The following is a 16,034-nucleotide window of genomic DNA, read 5'->3' as shown; positions in this document are numbered from 1 at the left end:
TTCAATCTTCTTCTTGCAAAACGGGTGGAGTCCATAGATACGGTCCAGGCCACCGGCTCCGGCGGGAATGCTGCCAATCGGGCGCTGGCGGTTTTTGGGGGTGCCAAGACAAGCACACCGGAATTTGCTATACTTGACTAAATCGTTCAACTAATCCGGTTTTTAGCAAGCTGCATCGAAACGATGTGTGTCAGCCTGATTAGTGAACAAGAGCAATATTTTAACATTAACCGGGATTGTGATGCGTCTGACCACCAAAGGCCGCTTTGCTGTTACTGCGATGATCGATCTTGCCCTGCGCCAGGGCAATGGTCCAGTCACGCTGTCGGGCATCAGCCAGCGCCAGGCGATTTCGCTGTCTTACCTGGAGCAGCTGTTCGGCAAGCTGCGCCGCCACGAGATCGTCGAATCGATCCGCGGCCCGGGGGGCGGCTACAGCCTGGCCCGTCCGGCCGAAAAAGTGACGGTGGCCGACATCATCATCGCGGTCGACGAGCCGCTCGACGCCACGCAGTGCGGCGGCAAGGAAAACTGCCACGGGACGGATGCCGCCAGCGGCACGCGCTGCATGACGCACGAGCTGTGGACCACGCTGAACGCCAAGATGGTCGATTACCTGGACTCGGTTTCCCTGCAAGACCTGGTCGACCAGCAAAAGCAGAAAGAACAAAACGTCGTGGTGGTGCACCGTACCGCCGCAGCTGCTACTGCCCCGGCAGTCGAGCAGAACTGAACAAACTGAAGCACAGCAAACTGGAGTGAACTGATGAACGCGCCTTTGGACAAAAAAATCGAGCAGAGCTTCGTGACTGCGCCGCATTTCCCGATCTACATGGACTACTCGGCCACCACGCCGATCGATCCACGCGTCGCCGACAAGATGATTCCCTTCCTGCGTGAGCAGTTCGGCAATCCGGCATCGCGCAGCCACATGTATGGCTGGACCGCCGAAGCGGCGATCGAGGAAGCGCGCGCGAACGTTGCCGCCCTGGTTGGCGCCGATCCGCGCGAGATCATCTGGACCTCGGGCGCGACCGAGTCGAACAACCTCGCCATCAAGGGCGCGGCCCAGTTCTACAAGACCAAGGGCAAGCACATCATCACCGTGAAGACCGAGCACAAGGCGGTGCTCGACACGGTGCGCGAGCTGGAGCGCGTGGGCTTCGAAGCGACCTACCTCGAGCCGCAGGACAATGGCCTGATCACGGTCGCCCAGCTGGAAGCGGCGATCCGCCCGGACACCATCCTGGTCTCGGTGATGCTGGTGAATAACGAGATCGGCGTGATCCAGCCGATCGACGAGATCGGCGCGCTGTGCCGCTCGAAAGGCATCATCTTCCACTGCGACGCTGCCCAGGCAACCGGCAAGGTGCACATCGACCTGGAAAAAACCAAGTGCGATCTGATGACCTTCACCGCGCACAAGACCTATGGCCCGAAAGGCGTGGGCGCCCTGTACGTGCGCCGTAAGCCACGTGTGCGCCTGGAAGCGCAGATGCACGGCGGCGGCCACGAGCGCGGCCTGCGTTCGGGCACGCTGCCGACCCACCAGATCGTGGGCATGGGCGAAGCCTTCCGCATCGCCAAGGAAGAAATGGACGCCGAGCTGGTGAAGGTGAAAGCGCTGCGCGACCGCCTGGCCAAGGGCCTGATGGAGATCGAAGAGGTCTACATCAACGGCGACATGGAACACCGCGTGCCGCACAACCTGAACGTCTCGTTCAACTACGTCGAAGGCGAGTCGCTGATCATGGCGATCAAGGACATCGCGGTGTCGTCGGGTTCGGCCTGCACCTCGGCCTCGCTGGAGCCATCCTACGTGCTGCGCGCCCTGGGCCGCAGCGACGAACTGGCGCACAGCTCGATCCGCTTTACCATCGGCCGCTTCACGACCGAGGAAGACATCGACTTCACGATCGAGCTGCTGAAATCGAAGGTCGGCAAGCTGCGCGAACTGTCGCCGCTGTGGGACATGTTCAAGGACGGGATCGATCTCAATTCGATCCAGTGGGCCGCACACTAATTACTCAGAACGCATTCAAGAATACAGGAGCATCACCATGGCATATTCGGACAAAGTACTCGACCACTACGAAAACCCGCGCAACGTCGGCGCCTTTGAAAAAGGCGACGAATCGGTTGGCACCGGCATGGTCGGCGCACCGGCCTGCGGCGACGTGATGAAGCTGCAGATCAAGGTCAACGAGCAAGGCCTGATCGAAGACGCGAAGTTCAAGACCTATGGCTGTGGTTCGGCCATTGCTTCGAGCTCGCTCGTCACCGAATGGGTCAAGGGCAAGAGCCTGGACGAAGCACTGGCCATCAAGAACACGCAGATCGCCGAAGAACTGGCGCTGCCGCCAGTCAAGATCCACTGCTCGATCCTGGCCGAAGACGCGATCAAGGCCGCCGTCGCCGACTACAAGACCAAGCACCCGACTGCGTAAGCTCAGTTGCACCCCGTAGAACAAGCTGGAGGAACTACATGGCAATCACACTGACCGAAAAAGCGGCGAAGCACGTCAACCGCTACATCGAGCGCCGCGGCAAGGGCCTCGGGCTGCGTTTCGGCGTGCGCACCACCGGCTGCTCCGGCCTGGCCTACAAGCTGGAGTATGTCGACGAAGCGGCGACCGAAGACAGCGTCTTCGAGTCCTTCGGCGTGAAGGTCTTCGTCGACCCGAAAAGCCTGCCCTACATCGATGGCACCGAACTCGACTTCGCCCGCGAGGGTTTGAACGAAGGCTTCCGCTTCAACAACCCGAACGTCAAGGACAATTGCGGTTGCGGCGAGAGCTTCCGGATCTGATCGTCTAATGCAGAATCACTTCGAGCTGTTCCAGCTTCCCGCGCAGTTCCATGTCGACATGGATGCGCTGGATGCGGCCTACCGCGAAGTCCAGGGCCGCGTGCACCCGGACCGTTTCGTGAACGCCAGCGATGCCGAAAAGCGCGTCGCGATGCAGTGGGCGACGCGGGCCAACGAGGCCTATCAAACGCTGAAGAACCCGCAGAAGCGTGCGCAGTATCTCATCGAGCTGAATGGCGTCGATCTGCAGACCGAGTCGAACACGGCGATGCCGATGGCCTTCCTGATGCAGCAGATGGAATGGCGCGAAGCGCTGGGCGATGCGCGTGCGGCCAAGGATGCGTCGGCACTCGATGCACTCGACGCCCAGGTGCGCGGCGAACGCAAGACGATGCTGGCGCAGGTCGGGCAGCAGATCGATGGCGGGGAATACCGGAAGGCGGCCGAAGGCGTGCGCGCGCTGATGTTCCTCGACAAGTTCGGCGACGAGGTGCAGTACGCGTTCGAGGCGATCGAAGGCTGAGTGGCGGCGCGTTGCGCCGAAGGGATATGCGGTGGGCGGCAAATGCCGCCCACTAGTACAATGGGCGTATGCAATTCGCGACGCATGACACGGCCACGAATCGTAGGGTGGGCACTCCGTGCCCACGCGGATGCATGCATCGCGTTTGCGCTTCTGGAGCCGCAAACTCTGCGCAGCGTTAGTGTCTGAAAGTGAGCCGCGTTAGCGCATCGTTCCGCGTGGGCACGGAGTGCCCACCCTACGAAGACCATCGCCTACGCAGACGTTCGCCACATCGGCAAGCACCCCAAGAATAACAACCAGGTAACACACAATGGCACTTTTGCAGATTTCCGAACCCGGCATGTCGACCGCGCCGCACCAGCACCGGCTGGCGGTGGGCATCGACCTGGGCACCACCAATTCGCTCGTCGCCACCGTGCGCAGCGGCAGTCCTGAAGTGCTGAGCGACGAAGACGGCCGCGCGCTGCTGCCCTCGATCGTGCGTTACCTGCCGAACGGCCACGCCCACATCGGCCACAAGGCGCGTGCGCACCAGACCACCGATCCGAAGAACACCGTCGTCTCGGTCAAGCGCTTCATGGGCCGCGGCCTGAAGGATATCGCCCACGCCGAGAACCTGCCCTACGATTTCGTCGACAGTCCCGGCATGGTGCAGATCAACACCGTCGCCGGCGTGAAAAGCCCGGTCGAGACCTCGGCCCAGATCCTGGCCACGCTGCGCCAGCGCGCCGAGGATTCGCTTGGCGATGAACTGGTCGGCGCCGTCATCACCGTGCCCGCCTATTTCGACGACGCCCAGCGCCAGGCGACGAAAGACGCGGCCCAGCTGGCCGGCCTGAACGTGCTGCGCCTGCTGTCGGAACCGACCGCCGCCGCGATTGCCTATGGCCTCGACCATGGCAAGGAAGGCGTGTATGCCGTGTACGACCTCGGCGGCGGCACCTTCGACATCTCGATCCTGAAATTGTCGAAGGGCGTGTTCGAAGTGCTGTCCACCGGTGGCGACTCGGCCCTGGGCGGCGACGACTTCGATCACCGCCTGTTTTGCTGGATCAACGAGCAGGCCAAGCTGGCGCCATTGTCCGACGAAGACACCGCCACCCTGATGGTGAAGGCGCGCCAGGCCAAGGAACTGCTGTCGACCAACGACGAGACCATTGTCGATGCGATCCTGAACTCGGGCGAGATCGTGCACGTGACGGTCACCGCCACGGTCTTTGCCGAGATCACCAAGCACCTGGTCGCCAAGACCATGAACGCGATCCGCAAGGCCATGCGCGATGCCGACGTGAGCGTGGAAGACATCGACGGCGTGGTGATGGTCGGCGGCGCCACGCGCATGCCGCACGTGCGCCGCGCGGTGGGCGACTACTTCCACACCATCCCGCACGCGAACATCGACCCGGACAAGGTGGTGGCGCTGGGCGCCGCCATCCAGGCGAATCTGCTGGCCGGTAACCGCGCCGAAGGCGACGACTGGCTGTTGCTGGACGTGACGCCGCTGTCGCTCGGTATCGAGACGATGGGCGGCCTGGTCGAGAAGATCATCCCGCGTAACTCGACGATCCCGTGCGCGCGTGCGCAGGAGTTCACGACCTTCAAGGATGGTCAAACTGCCTTGGCGGTGCACGTGGTGCAGGGCGAGCGCGAGCTGGTATCGGATTGCCGCTCGCTGGCGCGTTTCGAGCTGCGCGGCATTCCGCCGATGGCGGCCGGTGCGGCGCGCATCCGCGTGACCTACCAGGTCGATGCGGACGGCTTGCTGTCGGTGTCGGCGCGCGAAACGCGTTCGGGCGTGGAAGCCTCGATCACTGTGAAACCGTCCTACGGCCTGGGCGACGACGAAGTGGCGCGCATGCTGCAGGATTCGTACAGCTCGGCGCAAGTCGACATGCAGATGCGCGCGCTGCGCGAAGAGCAGGTCGAGGCCGAGCGCATCTTGCTGGCGACGCAATCGGCGCTGGATTCGGATGCGGCGTTGCTGAGCATCGAGGAGCAGGACGCGGTGGCCAAGCTGATCGACGGCGTGCGCGACGCGGTGCAGCGCTCGAACGATACGGGCGTGGAAGCGGGCACGCGCCAGGGCGCGCTGCACGATGCGGTGCAGGCGCTCGCGCACGGCACCGAGGAATTTGCCGCGCGGCGCATGGACAAGAGCGTGCGCAGCGCGCTGGCCGGGAAGTCGCTGGACGAAGTGTAAGCGCACCATTAACGTGTGCGAAGGAACGCTGCTTCAACCGTACGGTGGGCACTCCGTGCCCACGCGTAACGATGCGCTAACGAGACGCATTTCCAGACGCAAACGATGCGCTGAGTTTGCGGTTCCAAAAGCGTCAACGCGGCGCATGCATTCGCGTGGGCACGGAGTGCCCACCGTACGGCCAGTGCCAACAATTCGTAAAGAGCCAACACGTATCACGCTGCGTCGAAACGATATAAATAATTAACGAGGTAACAAAGTGCCACAAATCGTCATCCTGCCCCACCCATCGTTCTGCCCCGACGGCGCCGTCCTGGAAGCTCCGGCCGGCAAGTCGGTCTGCGACGTCCTGCTCGAAAACGACATCGAGATCGAACACGCCTGCGACCGCGTCTGCGCCTGCACCACCTGCCACGTGATCGTGCGCGAAGGCTTCGCTTCGCTGAACGAGCTGGAAGAAAAAGAAGAAGACATGCTGGATAAAGCCTGGGGCCTGGAGCCGAATTCGCGCCTGTCCTGCCAGGCGATCATCGCCGAGGAAGACCTGGTCGTCGAGATCCCGAAATACACGATCAACCACGCGGCCGAAAAGAACCACTGATCGCTCACTAACAACGCACTGACAGGATCTGCCATGAAGTGGACCGACGTCACGAGCATCGCCGAAGCACTTGTCGAACAGTACCCGGACGTCGACCCGGCGTCGGTACGGTTCGTGGACTTGCACAACTGGGTCGTCGCGCTCCCGGACTTCGACGACGACCGCTCGCGCGGCGGCGAGCGCGTACTGGAAGCCATTCAGGCAGCATGGATCGATGAAGCACAATAAAACCCCCAACACCCAGGCGCCGGAACTGCCGGCCGAAGTCCGTCCCGGCCAGTCGATCGAGCTGCTGAAGGAACTGCACATCCTCACGCGCGACGCCAAGCTGAACCAGGACAGCCGCCGCAAACTGAAGCAGGTCTACCACCTGGTCAACTTCATCGAGCCGCTCCTGAACGACGTGCGCGCCGAGAAGGGGACCGTGTCCCTGGTCGACCATGGCGCCGGCAAGTCTTACCTCGGCTTCATCCTGTACGATTTGTTCTTCAAGACGCTGGACGACGCCTCGCACATCTACGGCATCGAGACCCGCGAAGAACTGGTGGCGAAATCGACCGAGCTGGCGGCGCGCCTGGGCTTCGAGCACATGTCCTTCCTGCCGCTGTCGGTGGCGGAATCGACCACCTCCGATCGGCTGCCCGAAACGCTGGACGTCGTCACCGCACTCCACGCCTGCAACACGGCGACCGACGACGCCATCGATTTCGCCCTGAAGAAAAAGGCCAAGCACATGGTGCTGGTGCCGTGCTGCCAGGCCGAAGTGGCCACCGTGCTGCGCAAGAACAAGGGCAAGGACCTGGGCAAGAGCGCGCTCACCGAAATCTGGCGCCACCCGATCCACACGCGCGAGTTCGGGAGCCAGGTAACGAATGTCTTGCGCTGCCTGCAGCTGGAAGCGCATGGTTACCAGGTGACGGTGACGGAGCTGGTCGGCTGGGAGCACTCGATGAAGAACGAGCTGATCGTCGCCACCTATAAGAACCTGCCGCGCCGCCGTCCGAGCGAGCGCCTGCAGGAAGTGCTGTCCACGCTGGGCCTGGAAGAGATGGGCCAGCGTTTCTACGCCTCGCAAGCCGAGCGGGCCGAATCCGAAGCAGCCGTATCCACCGACATTTGAAGACCATGAGCGAACAACACTGGATCGACCTGCGCAGCGACACCGTCACCCAACCCTGTGAGGCCATGCGCGCCGCGATGGCCGCAGCCGACGTCGGCGACGACGTCTATGGCGACGACCCCACCGTCAACCGCCTGCAGGAGCATGCGGCCGAGCTGTTTGGCTACGAAGCCGGCATGTTTGCTCCCAGCGGCACCCAGACCAATTTGATCGCGCTGATGACCCACTGCGGCCGCGGCGACGAATACCTGGTCGGCCAGGAAGCGCACACCTACAAGTACGAAGGCGGCGGCGCCGCGGTGCTGGGTTCGATCCAGCCGCAGCCGATTGCGAACCAGGCGGACGGCTCGATTGCATTGGCCGACATCGAGGCCTACATCAAGCCCGACGACATGCACTTCGCGCGCACCCGCCTGCTGGCGCTGGAAAACACGATCGGCGGCCGCGTGCTGAGCCAGGAGTATGTCGCCGCCGCCACCACGCTGGCGCACGTGCGCGGCCTGGCCACCCACCTCGACGGCGCGCGCATCTGCAACGCCGCCGTCAAGCAGAACATCGGCCTGCGCGAAGCGGTGCTCGGTTTCGATACCGTGTCGGTCTGCCTGTCGAAAGGCCTGGGCGCGCCGGTCGGTTCGGTGCTGCTGGGACCAAAGGCCTTTATCGAGCAGGGCAAGCGCTGGCGCAAGATGCTGGGTGGCGGCATGCGCCAGGCCGGCGTCATCGCCGCGGCCGCACTGTACGCGCTGGAGCACAATGTGCAGCGCCTGGCCGACGATCATGACAACGCCGCCGCGCTGGCGCGTGGCCTGGCCGAGATCGACGCGCTGGACGTCGGCACGCCGCAGACCAACATCTTCTGGCTCGACGTGCCGGCCGCCGCTTGCGAGCCGCTGCGCAAGGCCTTGCTTGATGCGGGCATCCGCGCCACGGTCGGTCCGCGCATGCGCCTGGTGACTCACCTGGACATCTCGCGCGCCGACGTCGACCGCACGGTCGGCGCATTCAAATCCTTCTTCAAGAACTGGCAGGCATGATGGTTGAAACAAAGTCCGACGAAGGCGTCCGCCTCGCCAAGCGCGTGGCCGAACTGGTGCCGTGCTCGCGCGGCGAGGCCGAACGCTATATCGCCGGCGGCTGGGTCGGCGTCGACGGCGTGGTGCAGGAAGACCCGGCCACGCGCGTGACCCCTGGCCAGCAGGTCGTGCTGCTGCCGAACGCGAGGGCTGAAGAGCCGGCGCCGGTGACCATCCTGCTGCACAAGCCCTCGGGCGTGAATGGCGGCGTCGGCATGCGCGGCGCGAATGCGCTGGAAAGCCTGGGCCCGGAGTCGCTGGTGGCCACCCACGGCGCGCCGCGCTTCCTGAAGCGCCACCTGGCGCGCCTGACCTTGTGCACGCCGCTGGAAACCGATGCCAGTGGCCTGGTCGTCTATACCCAGGACTTCCGCGTTGCGCGCAAGCTGGTCGACGATGCGGTACGTGTGGAGTACGAGTACGTGGCCGAGGTCGATGGCGGCATCAAGGACGGCGGCCTGGCGCTGCTGAACCATGGCTTGACGTTCAACCGCAAGCCGATCGCGCCGATGAAGGTCAGCTGGCAGAGCGAAGGGCGCCTGCGCTTTGCCGCCAAGGGCGTGGTGCCGGGTCAGATCGAGCACATGTGCGCGGAAGTTGGCCTGACGCTGACCGAGCTGAAACGCCTGCGCGTGGGGCGTATCCCGATGGCCGGGCTGCTCGAAGGGCAGTGGCGCTATTTGGCGGAGTACGAGCGGTTCTGATCCACGAAAGTGGCTTCGGTCGCTTTTGTGGTTCTCAGCGGTACCATACCGCGTGGACACAGGTGTCCACCCTACAACAGCCGGTTTTCGTAGGGTGGGTTCTCGAACCCACCGCATGCACCGCCCGATCGTTCGAGCTGCGTGCCAAGAAAACGGTGGGTTCAAGAACCCACCCTACGGCTTGATCTTCCTCAGTACTTCACCCAAAAGAAATAGACTCACGTAATTGATTGAATTAACTTCAGTCAATCGGCTGTGAACGTTTGTTGTCTTTGTTGATATCCGTGCTGGCGCGGCAAGAAAAGCCGGCATTTGAAGCGGGCGGAACCGAGTATGAAAACGCAATGCAAAGCTGCATCGTTTTGTCTGGTCCTGGCGGCAATCGTCCTTGCCGTCCATCGCGAACCGATCGCCTTGCTGGCGGCGTCGATGGCGCTGCACCTGTATGCGCTGACCGAATGGCGCGCAAACTGGTATGAAGGCGACCCGGTCGGTTCCTGGACCAGCATGCTCAAGCGCCGCTACCAGGTCACGCTCGGCGGCGTGCTGTGCGCCGTGGCCGGCATGCTGCTGCTGGGCGGTTACGTCGTCTTTGCCTTCGCCTGAGCGGCTTGCGCCTTCTGGGCCTTCTGGACCTTCGGCAGCGCAATCAGGCGCGTGCCGGCGATCCGGTCGTGCAGGAACTGGCGGTCCTTGTCGAGGAAGGCCGTCAGCGCCCAGGCGACCAGGCCCACGGTCAGCAGCAGCGCCCATTCCTTCAGGTGGTGCAGATCGAGCAGGGCGCCAATCGCCAGCGCTGGTGCGAACCAGCCCCAGGCCAGCAGGTAGCGCAGCGCGGCATTCCTGAACGGCACTTTTGCATGCCCCACCTTGACCACCTTGATGCGCCAGGTCTTCATGGCCAGCGTGAAGCCGGCGCCGCGCCAGGAATGCACGAAATAGATGCCGGTCACCAGGAACAGGAAAGCCATCAGGCCGGCGCGCCAGGCCGGTTCCTGGCGGTTGCCGGTGGCAAAAATGAAGATGAACACGGCAAGCGCCTCGATGGCGATGAGGAGGAAGGCCTCGTAGACCATCGCGATCAGGCGACGCCTGATGGTGGGCGTGCCGATGGCGGAAGGATTAGCCGTTTGCATTCGATAGCGTGGAAGTGGCTGCGGGGTGGGCGCCGGCGCCGGGAGCCGTGGCGGCGGGCGTTGCCGCCGGCTCGCTTGGCGCCGCAGCCGGCGCGGAAGAGGGCGCCGGCGCGGGCGAAGGCAGCGGCGCAGGAGCAGGGGCCGGCTGGGTGAGCGCCGGCGCGTTCGGCAGCGTGTTCGGCGCCTGCAGCGAGATGCAGGATGCGCCGCGGCGGGTGGTGCCGGGCGGGCAGCTGGTTGGCGTCACGATGGCGGGCTCGGCCGGTGTCGTGGCGGCGTCGGGCTTGTGCACCGGCGTGCGCGCCAGGCGCCGTTTCTGGTCGGTGCTCAATTGCTTGTAGCTTTCCCAGGTCGCGGTTTTTTCGCCAGGGGCGAGCTTGCGCACCTTGCTGTAGTTTTCGCGCGCCAGGTTGCGCTCTTCGGGCGTCAGGCGGATCCACTCGCGCATCCGTTCGTGCACGCGGCCCTGTTCCTGCGGATTCATCGAGGCGAAGCGGCGCGACATTTCCAGCCACTTGNCACCTTGCTGTAGTTTTCGCGCGCCAGGTTGCGCTCTTCGGGCGTCAGGCGGATCCACTCGCGCATCCGTTCGTGCACGCGGCCCTGTTCCTGCGGATTCATCGAGGCGAAGCGGCGCGACATTTCCAGCCACTTGCGCTTGCGCGCGCCATCCATGCGGTCCCACTCGGCCTGCAGCGGCGACAGCGCCAGCTGCTGGGCCCGGGTCAGGTCGCGCCACAGGGGTTTGTCGAGGATCACCGGACCGCTCTTGCCGGCCTGGCCCGCCGGGGCGCCGGCGGCGGCACTGGCCGACACTGCATCGGCATCGACAATGCTCCACCGCTCGGAAATGGCCCAGGCCGCAACTGCGGCAACCGCCACCGCCACGGCTGCCATCCAGGCGCGGCGGGGTGTCGAGGTGCGTTTCGTCATTGGCGGCGCTGTTGCGACTCCACATAGGCATTGAAGCCATGGTCGAGGTAGGCGGTCAGCGGCAGCTCGTCGGCCAGCACGGCCGCGTCGAGCTCGGCCAGTTCGGCGATCTGCTGCTGTTGTTCATATTGATACACGCCGCCCAGGCCGACGACCAGGGCCAGCAGCGGCACGGCGACCGCCAGGCGCCCCAGCGCCACGTTGGAGAACAGCGCATCGACATCGAACCAGCTGCGGCGCCAGTCCTTTTTGGCAAACGGCGCGGCGCTGGCGGCGTCGGCCTTCTTGCGCGACAGCGCCAGCGCGCGTGCGGCGGCCAGGCGCTCGGTGGTGGAAGCCGGCAGCGCGTCGAGATTCTCGTTCAAGGCGTGGCGCAGCTTGTACGCCAGGTTGATGTCGTCGGTATTCATAGTTTTATTCCCTTGGCCCGCAGGGCATCGGCAAGCGCATGCGTCGCGCGCGAGCAGTGCGTCTTGACGCTGCCCTCGGAACAGCCCATCGCTAAGGCCGTTTCGGCCACGTCCATATCCTGCCAGTAACGCATAAGGAAGGCTTCGCGTTGACGCGTTGGGAGCTTTTGTATTTCCGCTTCGATCAGGCGCAAGGTTTGTGCCCGCTCGACCTGGTCCATGCTCGACTCGGCCGCGGCCGATCCTTCTTCCGCCTCGTACGCGTTGAGTATATCAAAGTCCTCATCGCCCTCATCCTTGCGGCCGAAGCCCGAGAACAGGCTGACCCAGGTATTGCGTACCTTTTCGCGGCGGAAGTAATCGAGGATGGTGTTTTGCAGGATGCGCTGGAACAGCATCGGCAGTTCGGCCGGCGGCTTGTCGCCATATTTTTCGGCGAGCTTGATCATCGCGTCCTGCACGATGTCGAGCGCTGCCTCGTCCTTGCGCACGGCGTACACGGCTTGCTTGAAGGCGCGCCGTTCGACATTCTCGAGGAAGTCGTTGAGTTCTTTGTCTGTCGCCATGCGATGAGAAGGGGTGATGCGCGCAGGTACTTGGCCTGTGCTTTATGGAAAACTGTCGAATCCTAGCAAAAAACCACCGGCTATGCACCGGAATTGCTCAGTCCAGCCTTTTTGCGGCGCGCGACGCGGTTGTCAAAAACTGCATGACGATAGTCGAAATGATTCGTTGTCGCGCCAAGGGGGCGTGGCTAAGCTGGTCCGAACGCTCACTCAGCCTCGACGCCATGCCTCTCGACACTACTTCCCGCCAGGACTTTGATATCCGGCCCCTGAACGCCCCGCTCGGCGCCGAAGTCCTCGGCCTCGACCTTTCCCGTCCGATCGGCACCGCCGACCTGGCGCGCGTGCACCGCGCCCATCTCGACCACCATGTTCTCGTGTTCCGCGATACCCATATCACGCCGGCCCAGCAGACGGACTTCAGCCGCCGCTTCGGCGAGCTGCAGATCCACGTGCTGCGCCAGTTCCAGCTGGCCGGGCATCCGGAAGTGCTGGTCATCTCGAACATCCGGGAAAACGGCGAGCCGATCGGCCTGGGCGACGCCGGGCACTTCTGGCATTCCGATTTGTCGTACAAGCCCACGCCCAGCCTAGGCTCGATGCTGCACGCGCAGGAGTTGCCGCAGGAGGGCGGCGATACCCTGTTCGCCAACCAGCACCTGGCCTGGGATACGCTGCCCGGCTGGCTGAAACGCGAAGTCGAGCATGCCCAGGCCGAGCACAGCTACCTGGCGCGCTACGAAGACCTGCGCAAGCTGAACCCCTGGCGCCCCGCGCTCACGCAGGCGCAGATCGACGAGGTGGCCCCGGTGCGCCATCCGGTGGTGCGTACGCATCCTGAAACCGGACGCCGCGCGCTGTTCGTCAGCGAGCATTTCACCACGCGCATCGTCGGCATTCCCGAGGAGCGCAGCCGCGCGCTGCTCGACGCCCTGTTCGAGCACAGCACCCGGCCGGAATTCATCTACCGCCACCAATGGAAGCCGCAGGACATGGTGTTCTGGGACAACCGCTCGCTGATGCACCTGGCCGCCGGCTGCCCGCCCGAGCAGCGCCGCAAGCTGTACCGCACGACCATCGCGGGCGACGTCCCGTTCTGACCAGGAGAATCCATGTTCCGCTTGAACAAAGTGGCTGCCGTGCTGGCAGCCTTGTCCCTGGTCGCGTCGGCGTCCGCACGTGCCGAAGGCAAGATCCGCATCGCCGAGCAGTTCGGCGTGGTCTACCTGCTGCTGAACGTGGCGCAGGACCAGAAGCTGATCGAAAAGCACGGCAAGAAGCAGGGCGTCGACATCGAGGTCGACTGGATCAAGCTGTCCGGCGGTGCGGCCACCAACGATGCGCTGCTATCGAATTCGGTCGACGTGGTCGGCGCCGGCCTTGGCCCGCTGCTCACGGTCTGGGACCGCACCGCCGGCAAGCAGAACGTGCGCGCCGTGGCCTCGCTCGGCAGCTTTCCGTATTACCTGATCAGCACCAATCCGGCCGTGAAGTCGATTGCCGACTTCGGGCCGAAGGACCGCATTGCGCTGCCGGCCGTGACGGTGTCGGTGCAGGCGCGCATCCTGCAGATGGCCGCCGCCAGGCAGTGGGGCGACGCCCAGTTCCGCAAGCTCGACCCGCTGACGCAAACGCTGCCGCATCCCGACGCCACCGCCGCCGTGATTGCGGGTAAAACCGAAATCAACGCCCATTTCGCGAATCCCCCGTTCCAGGAACAGGAACTGGCCGGCAATCCGAACGCGAAGATCGTGCTCGACTCCTACCAGGTGCTGGGCGGCCCGAGCTCGGCCACGGTGCTGTACGCCACCGAAAAATGGGTCAAGGAGAATCCGAAGACCTACCGCGCCTTCCTCGATGCGCTGGTCGAGGCAGCCCGGCTGGCCTCGACCAGCCCCGAAGCGGCTGCCGACGCCTACCTGCGCGTGAACAAGAACAGCATCGACCGCGCGCTGCTGGTAAAAGTGATCAAGAACCCGAAGGTGCAGTTCAGCGTGGCGCCGCAGAACACGCTGGGGCTGGCGCAGTTCCTGCACCAGGTCGGCGCGATCCGCAAGAAGCCGGAAAGCTGGCGCGATTACTTCTTCGCGCATCCGGCGCTGGACAAGGGGAGCTGAAGTGAGCCCGCCCACCCTGCAGGTCGTTGCCGCGGCTGGTCCGCTGCTGCGTGCCGAGCACGTGACCATCGAGTACGCCGGCGACCACGGCACCGTGCGCGCCACGGAAGATGTGAGTTTCGATGTGCACCGCGGCGACCGCTTCGTGCTGCTCGGGCCTTCGGGCTGCGGCAAGTCGACCTTGCTGAAGGCGGTGGGCGGTTTCATCGCGCCGCGTGCGGGCAGCCTGCGCCTGAACGGCAAGCCGATCACGGCGCCGGGGCCGGACCGCATCGTCGTGTTCCAGGAGTTCGACCAGCTGCCGCCGTGGAAGACGGTAGAGGCGAACGTGATGTTCCCGCTGCTGGCCGGCGGCATGAAGAAGCTCGATGCGCGCGAGCGGGCGCGCCACTGGCTGGGCAAGGTCGGGCTGGCGCGCTTTGCCGACGCCTATCCGCACACGCTGTCGGGCGGCATGAAGGCCAGGGTGGCGATTGCGCGGGCACTGGCCATGCAGCCGGAAATCCTGTTGATGGACGAACCCTTCGCCGCCCTCGATGCGCTTACACGGCGCAAGATGCAGGAAGAGCTGCAGGCGCTGTGGGAAGAGATCGGTTTTACGATGCTGTTCGTGACCCACTCGATCGAGGAGGCGCTGGTGGTGGGGAATCGCATTTTGCTGCTGTCGCCGCATCCGGGCCGCGTGCGCGCGGAACTGAACAGCCACCAGTTCGACCTGGGCAGCGCAGGCAGTCTTGAATTCCAGGCGGCCAACGAGCGTATCCACCGGCTGCTGTTCGGCGATGCCGGGTTGTCGTCCACTTCGGCTTCCCCTGTTTCCACTCCCGCCTGGGCACACCCATGACCGCTTTCCGCGAACCGCCGATCCGCCCTGAATACGAACTGGCCTTGCCCATGCCCAGCCTGGGCGGCGCGCCGCTCGTGCCTGCCGCGCATGCCGCGCCTCCTGTGCGCGGCTTCGCGTTTGGCGAGCTGGCCTGGCTGCGCAAGGCGGTGCTGCTGCTGGTGCTGGCGGTGCTCTGGGAAGCGCTGGCGCGCTGGTACGACAACGATTTGCTGCTGCCGACTGCGCTGCAAACGGGCAGGGCGCTGGCCGAGGGCATCGCGAGCGGTGAGCTGTTCGGTTATGTGGGCGTGTCGTTCGCGGTGCTGACCCAGGGCTACCTGATGGGGATCGCCGGCGCCTTTCTGCTGACCTGGCTGGCGGTGTCGAACCGCGTGGGGCGCGAGCTGATCGAAACGCTGACGTCGATGTTCAATCCTTTGCCGGCGATTGCCTTGCTGCCGCTGGCGCTGCTGTGGTTCGGTCTGGGCAAAGGCGCGCTGATCATGGTGCTGATGCATTCGGTGATGTGGCCGCTGACCTTGAATGCCTGCGCCGGTTTTCGCGCGGTGCCGGAGACGCTGCGCATGGCGGGGCGCAATTATGGGCTGGGCGGCTTGCGGCTGGTGCTGCAGATTCTGATTCCGGCGGCGCTGCCGGCGATGTTGTCGGGGCTGAAGATCGGCTGGGCGTTTGCCTGGCGCACGCTGATTGCGGCCGAGCTGGTGTTCGGCACCACGTCGGGGCAGGGCGGGCTGGGGTGGTTCATTTTCCAGAGCCGGAATGAGCTCTTCACCGACAAGGTGTTTGCGGGGCTGGCGACGGTGATCATCATCGGGCTGGCGGTGGAGCAGGTGGTGTTCCAGACGCTGGAGCGGGTGACGGTGCGGCGGTGGGGGATGCAGCGGTGATGTTTCGACCGGCACGGGTCGTACCGCGTGGGCACGAGTGCCCACCCTACAACGGCGGGTATCGTATCTATGGACTCCACCCGTTTTGCAAGAAGAAGATTGAAT

The 16,034-nt window shown here is 64.3% G+C and carries 21 protein-coding genes; 16 read left to right on the top strand and 5 right to left on the bottom strand.

Annotated features, from left to right (window positions below; genetic code table 11):
• Positions 1 to 241 precede the first annotated feature (241 nt).
• The 12 genes from iscR to QWL29_RS25125 all read left to right on the top strand — a co-directional run bounded on the left by iscR (position 242) and on the right by QWL29_RS25125 (position 9,639).
• The gene (gene iscR, locus QWL29_RS25180) at positions 242 to 733 is read left to right on the top strand and encodes a Fe-S cluster assembly transcriptional regulator IscR (protein WP_305825597.1); all 492 of its coding nucleotides are present in this window, start codon (positions 242 to 244) and stop codon (positions 731 to 733) included.
• A gap of 33 nt (positions 734 to 766) precedes the next feature.
• Positions 767 to 2,023, top strand: a complete 1,257-nt coding sequence (locus QWL29_RS25175) for an IscS subfamily cysteine desulfurase (protein WP_305825596.1) — start codon at positions 767 to 769, stop codon at positions 2,021 to 2,023.
• 37 nt (positions 2,024 to 2,060) lie between these two features.
• Complete coding sequence (gene iscU / locus QWL29_RS25170) at positions 2,061 to 2,447, top strand: Fe-S cluster assembly scaffold IscU (RefSeq protein ID WP_290423048.1); 387 nt, start codon at positions 2,061 to 2,063, stop codon at positions 2,445 to 2,447.
• A gap of 38 nt (positions 2,448 to 2,485) precedes the next feature.
• The gene (gene iscA, locus QWL29_RS25165; RefSeq protein ID WP_305825595.1) at positions 2,486 to 2,809 is read left to right on the top strand and encodes an iron-sulfur cluster assembly protein IscA; all 324 of its coding nucleotides are present in this window, start codon (positions 2,486 to 2,488) and stop codon (positions 2,807 to 2,809) included.
• 7 nt (positions 2,810 to 2,816) lie between these two features.
• Entirely contained in the window at positions 2,817 to 3,332 is a 516-nt protein-coding gene (gene hscB / locus QWL29_RS25160) for a Fe-S protein assembly co-chaperone HscB (RefSeq protein ID WP_305825594.1), read from the top strand.
• Positions 3,333 to 3,645: 313 nt separating this feature from the next.
• Complete coding sequence (gene hscA / locus QWL29_RS25155; protein ID WP_305825593.1) at positions 3,646 to 5,535, top strand: Fe-S protein assembly chaperone HscA; 1,890 nt, start codon at positions 3,646 to 3,648, stop codon at positions 5,533 to 5,535.
• 259 nt (positions 5,536 to 5,794) lie between these two features.
• Positions 5,795 to 6,136, top strand: coding sequence for an ISC system 2Fe-2S type ferredoxin (gene fdx / locus QWL29_RS25150; RefSeq protein ID WP_305825592.1), 342 nt, complete (start codon positions 5,795 to 5,797; stop codon positions 6,134 to 6,136).
• A 33-nt stretch (positions 6,137 to 6,169) separates the two neighbouring features.
• Positions 6,170 to 6,364 (top strand): Fe-S cluster assembly protein IscX, encoded by a 195-nt coding sequence (gene iscX, locus QWL29_RS25145; protein ID WP_305825591.1) that lies wholly within the window; start codon positions 6,170 to 6,172, stop codon positions 6,362 to 6,364.
• The gene (locus tag QWL29_RS25140) at positions 6,351 to 7,256 is read left to right on the top strand and encodes a class I SAM-dependent methyltransferase (protein ID WP_305825590.1); all 906 of its coding nucleotides are present in this window, start codon (positions 6,351 to 6,353) and stop codon (positions 7,254 to 7,256) included. Before iscX ends, QWL29_RS25140 begins: the two co-directional genes overlap by 14 nt.
• A gap of 5 nt (positions 7,257 to 7,261) precedes the next feature.
• Positions 7,262 to 8,290 carry a low-specificity L-threonine aldolase gene (gene ltaE / locus QWL29_RS25135; protein WP_305825589.1) on the top strand — a complete coding sequence of 343 codons (1,029 nt, stop codon included), beginning with the start codon at positions 7,262 to 7,264 and terminating at the stop codon, positions 8,288 to 8,290.
• Positions 8,290 to 9,033, top strand: coding sequence for a S4 domain-containing protein (locus QWL29_RS25130; protein ID WP_305825599.1), 744 nt, complete (start codon positions 8,290 to 8,292; stop codon positions 9,031 to 9,033). Before ltaE ends, QWL29_RS25130 begins: the two co-directional genes overlap by 1 nt.
• A gap of 333 nt (positions 9,034 to 9,366) precedes the next feature.
• The gene (locus tag QWL29_RS25125) at positions 9,367 to 9,639 is read left to right on the top strand and encodes a hypothetical protein (protein WP_305825588.1); all 273 of its coding nucleotides are present in this window, start codon (positions 9,367 to 9,369) and stop codon (positions 9,637 to 9,639) included.
• On the opposite strand, the gene QWL29_RS25120 is transcribed toward QWL29_RS25125, so the two are convergent.
• The 5 genes from QWL29_RS25120 to QWL29_RS25100 form a co-directional block, all read right to left on the bottom strand.
• Complete coding sequence (locus QWL29_RS25120; protein WP_305825587.1) at positions 9,615 to 10,169, bottom strand: RDD family protein; 555 nt, start codon at positions 10,167 to 10,169, stop codon at positions 9,615 to 9,617. The genes QWL29_RS25125 and QWL29_RS25120 overlap by 25 nt on opposite strands.
• A complete protein-coding gene (locus QWL29_RS25115) occupies positions 10,156 to 10,674 on the bottom strand; it encodes a DUF3106 domain-containing protein (RefSeq protein WP_305825586.1) in 519 nt (172 codons plus the stop codon). Before QWL29_RS25115 ends, QWL29_RS25120 begins: the two co-directional genes overlap by 14 nt.
• Positions 10,650 to 11,066: a DUF3106 domain-containing protein gene (locus QWL29_RS25110; RefSeq protein WP_441295515.1), complete on the bottom strand. Its 417-nt coding sequence runs from the start codon at positions 11,064 to 11,066 to the stop codon at positions 10,650 to 10,652. Before QWL29_RS25110 ends, QWL29_RS25115 begins: the two co-directional genes overlap by 25 nt.
• 32 nt (positions 11,067 to 11,098) lie before the next feature.
• Positions 11,099 to 11,512: a DUF3619 family protein gene (locus QWL29_RS25105; protein ID WP_305825584.1), complete on the bottom strand. Its 414-nt coding sequence runs from the start codon at positions 11,510 to 11,512 to the stop codon at positions 11,099 to 11,101.
• Positions 11,509 to 12,078 carry an RNA polymerase sigma factor gene (locus QWL29_RS25100; RefSeq protein ID WP_229438623.1) on the bottom strand — a complete coding sequence of 190 codons (570 nt, stop codon included), beginning with the start codon at positions 12,076 to 12,078 and terminating at the stop codon, positions 11,509 to 11,511. The genes QWL29_RS25105 and QWL29_RS25100 overlap by 4 nt, the downstream gene beginning before the upstream one ends.
• A gap of 224 nt (positions 12,079 to 12,302) precedes the next feature.
• On the opposite strand from QWL29_RS25100, the gene QWL29_RS25095 reads away from it, so the two are divergent.
• Genes QWL29_RS25095 through QWL29_RS25080 form a run of 4 tightly spaced genes read left to right on the top strand, consistent with a single transcriptional unit; the run spans position 12,303 to position 15,929 of the window.
• On the top strand, positions 12,303 to 13,178 hold the full coding sequence (locus tag QWL29_RS25095; RefSeq protein WP_305825583.1) for a TauD/TfdA dioxygenase family protein: 876 nt from the start codon (positions 12,303 to 12,305) through the stop codon (positions 13,176 to 13,178).
• A 12-nt stretch (positions 13,179 to 13,190) separates the two neighbouring features.
• Positions 13,191 to 14,195, top strand: coding sequence for an ABC transporter substrate-binding protein (locus tag QWL29_RS25090; RefSeq protein WP_305825582.1), 1,005 nt, complete (start codon positions 13,191 to 13,193; stop codon positions 14,193 to 14,195).
• Position 14,196: 1 nt separating this feature from the next.
• Entirely contained in the window at positions 14,197 to 15,039 is an 843-nt protein-coding gene (locus tag QWL29_RS25085) for an ABC transporter ATP-binding protein (protein ID WP_370663744.1), read from the top strand.
• A complete protein-coding gene (locus QWL29_RS25080) occupies positions 15,036 to 15,929 on the top strand; it encodes an ABC transporter permease (protein WP_305825581.1) in 894 nt (297 codons plus the stop codon). The genes QWL29_RS25085 and QWL29_RS25080 overlap by 4 nt, the downstream gene beginning before the upstream one ends.
• The last annotated feature ends 105 nt before the right edge of the window (positions 15,930 to 16,034 follow it).

The sequence above is a fragment of the Massilia brevitalea genome, from assembly GCF_030711405.1.
Classification (GTDB): domain Bacteria; phylum Pseudomonadota; class Gammaproteobacteria; order Burkholderiales; family Burkholderiaceae_D; genus Telluria; species Telluria brevitalea.
Note: the sequence above shows the minus strand (reverse complement) of the source record. Positions and strands in the feature narration are given on the sequence as shown.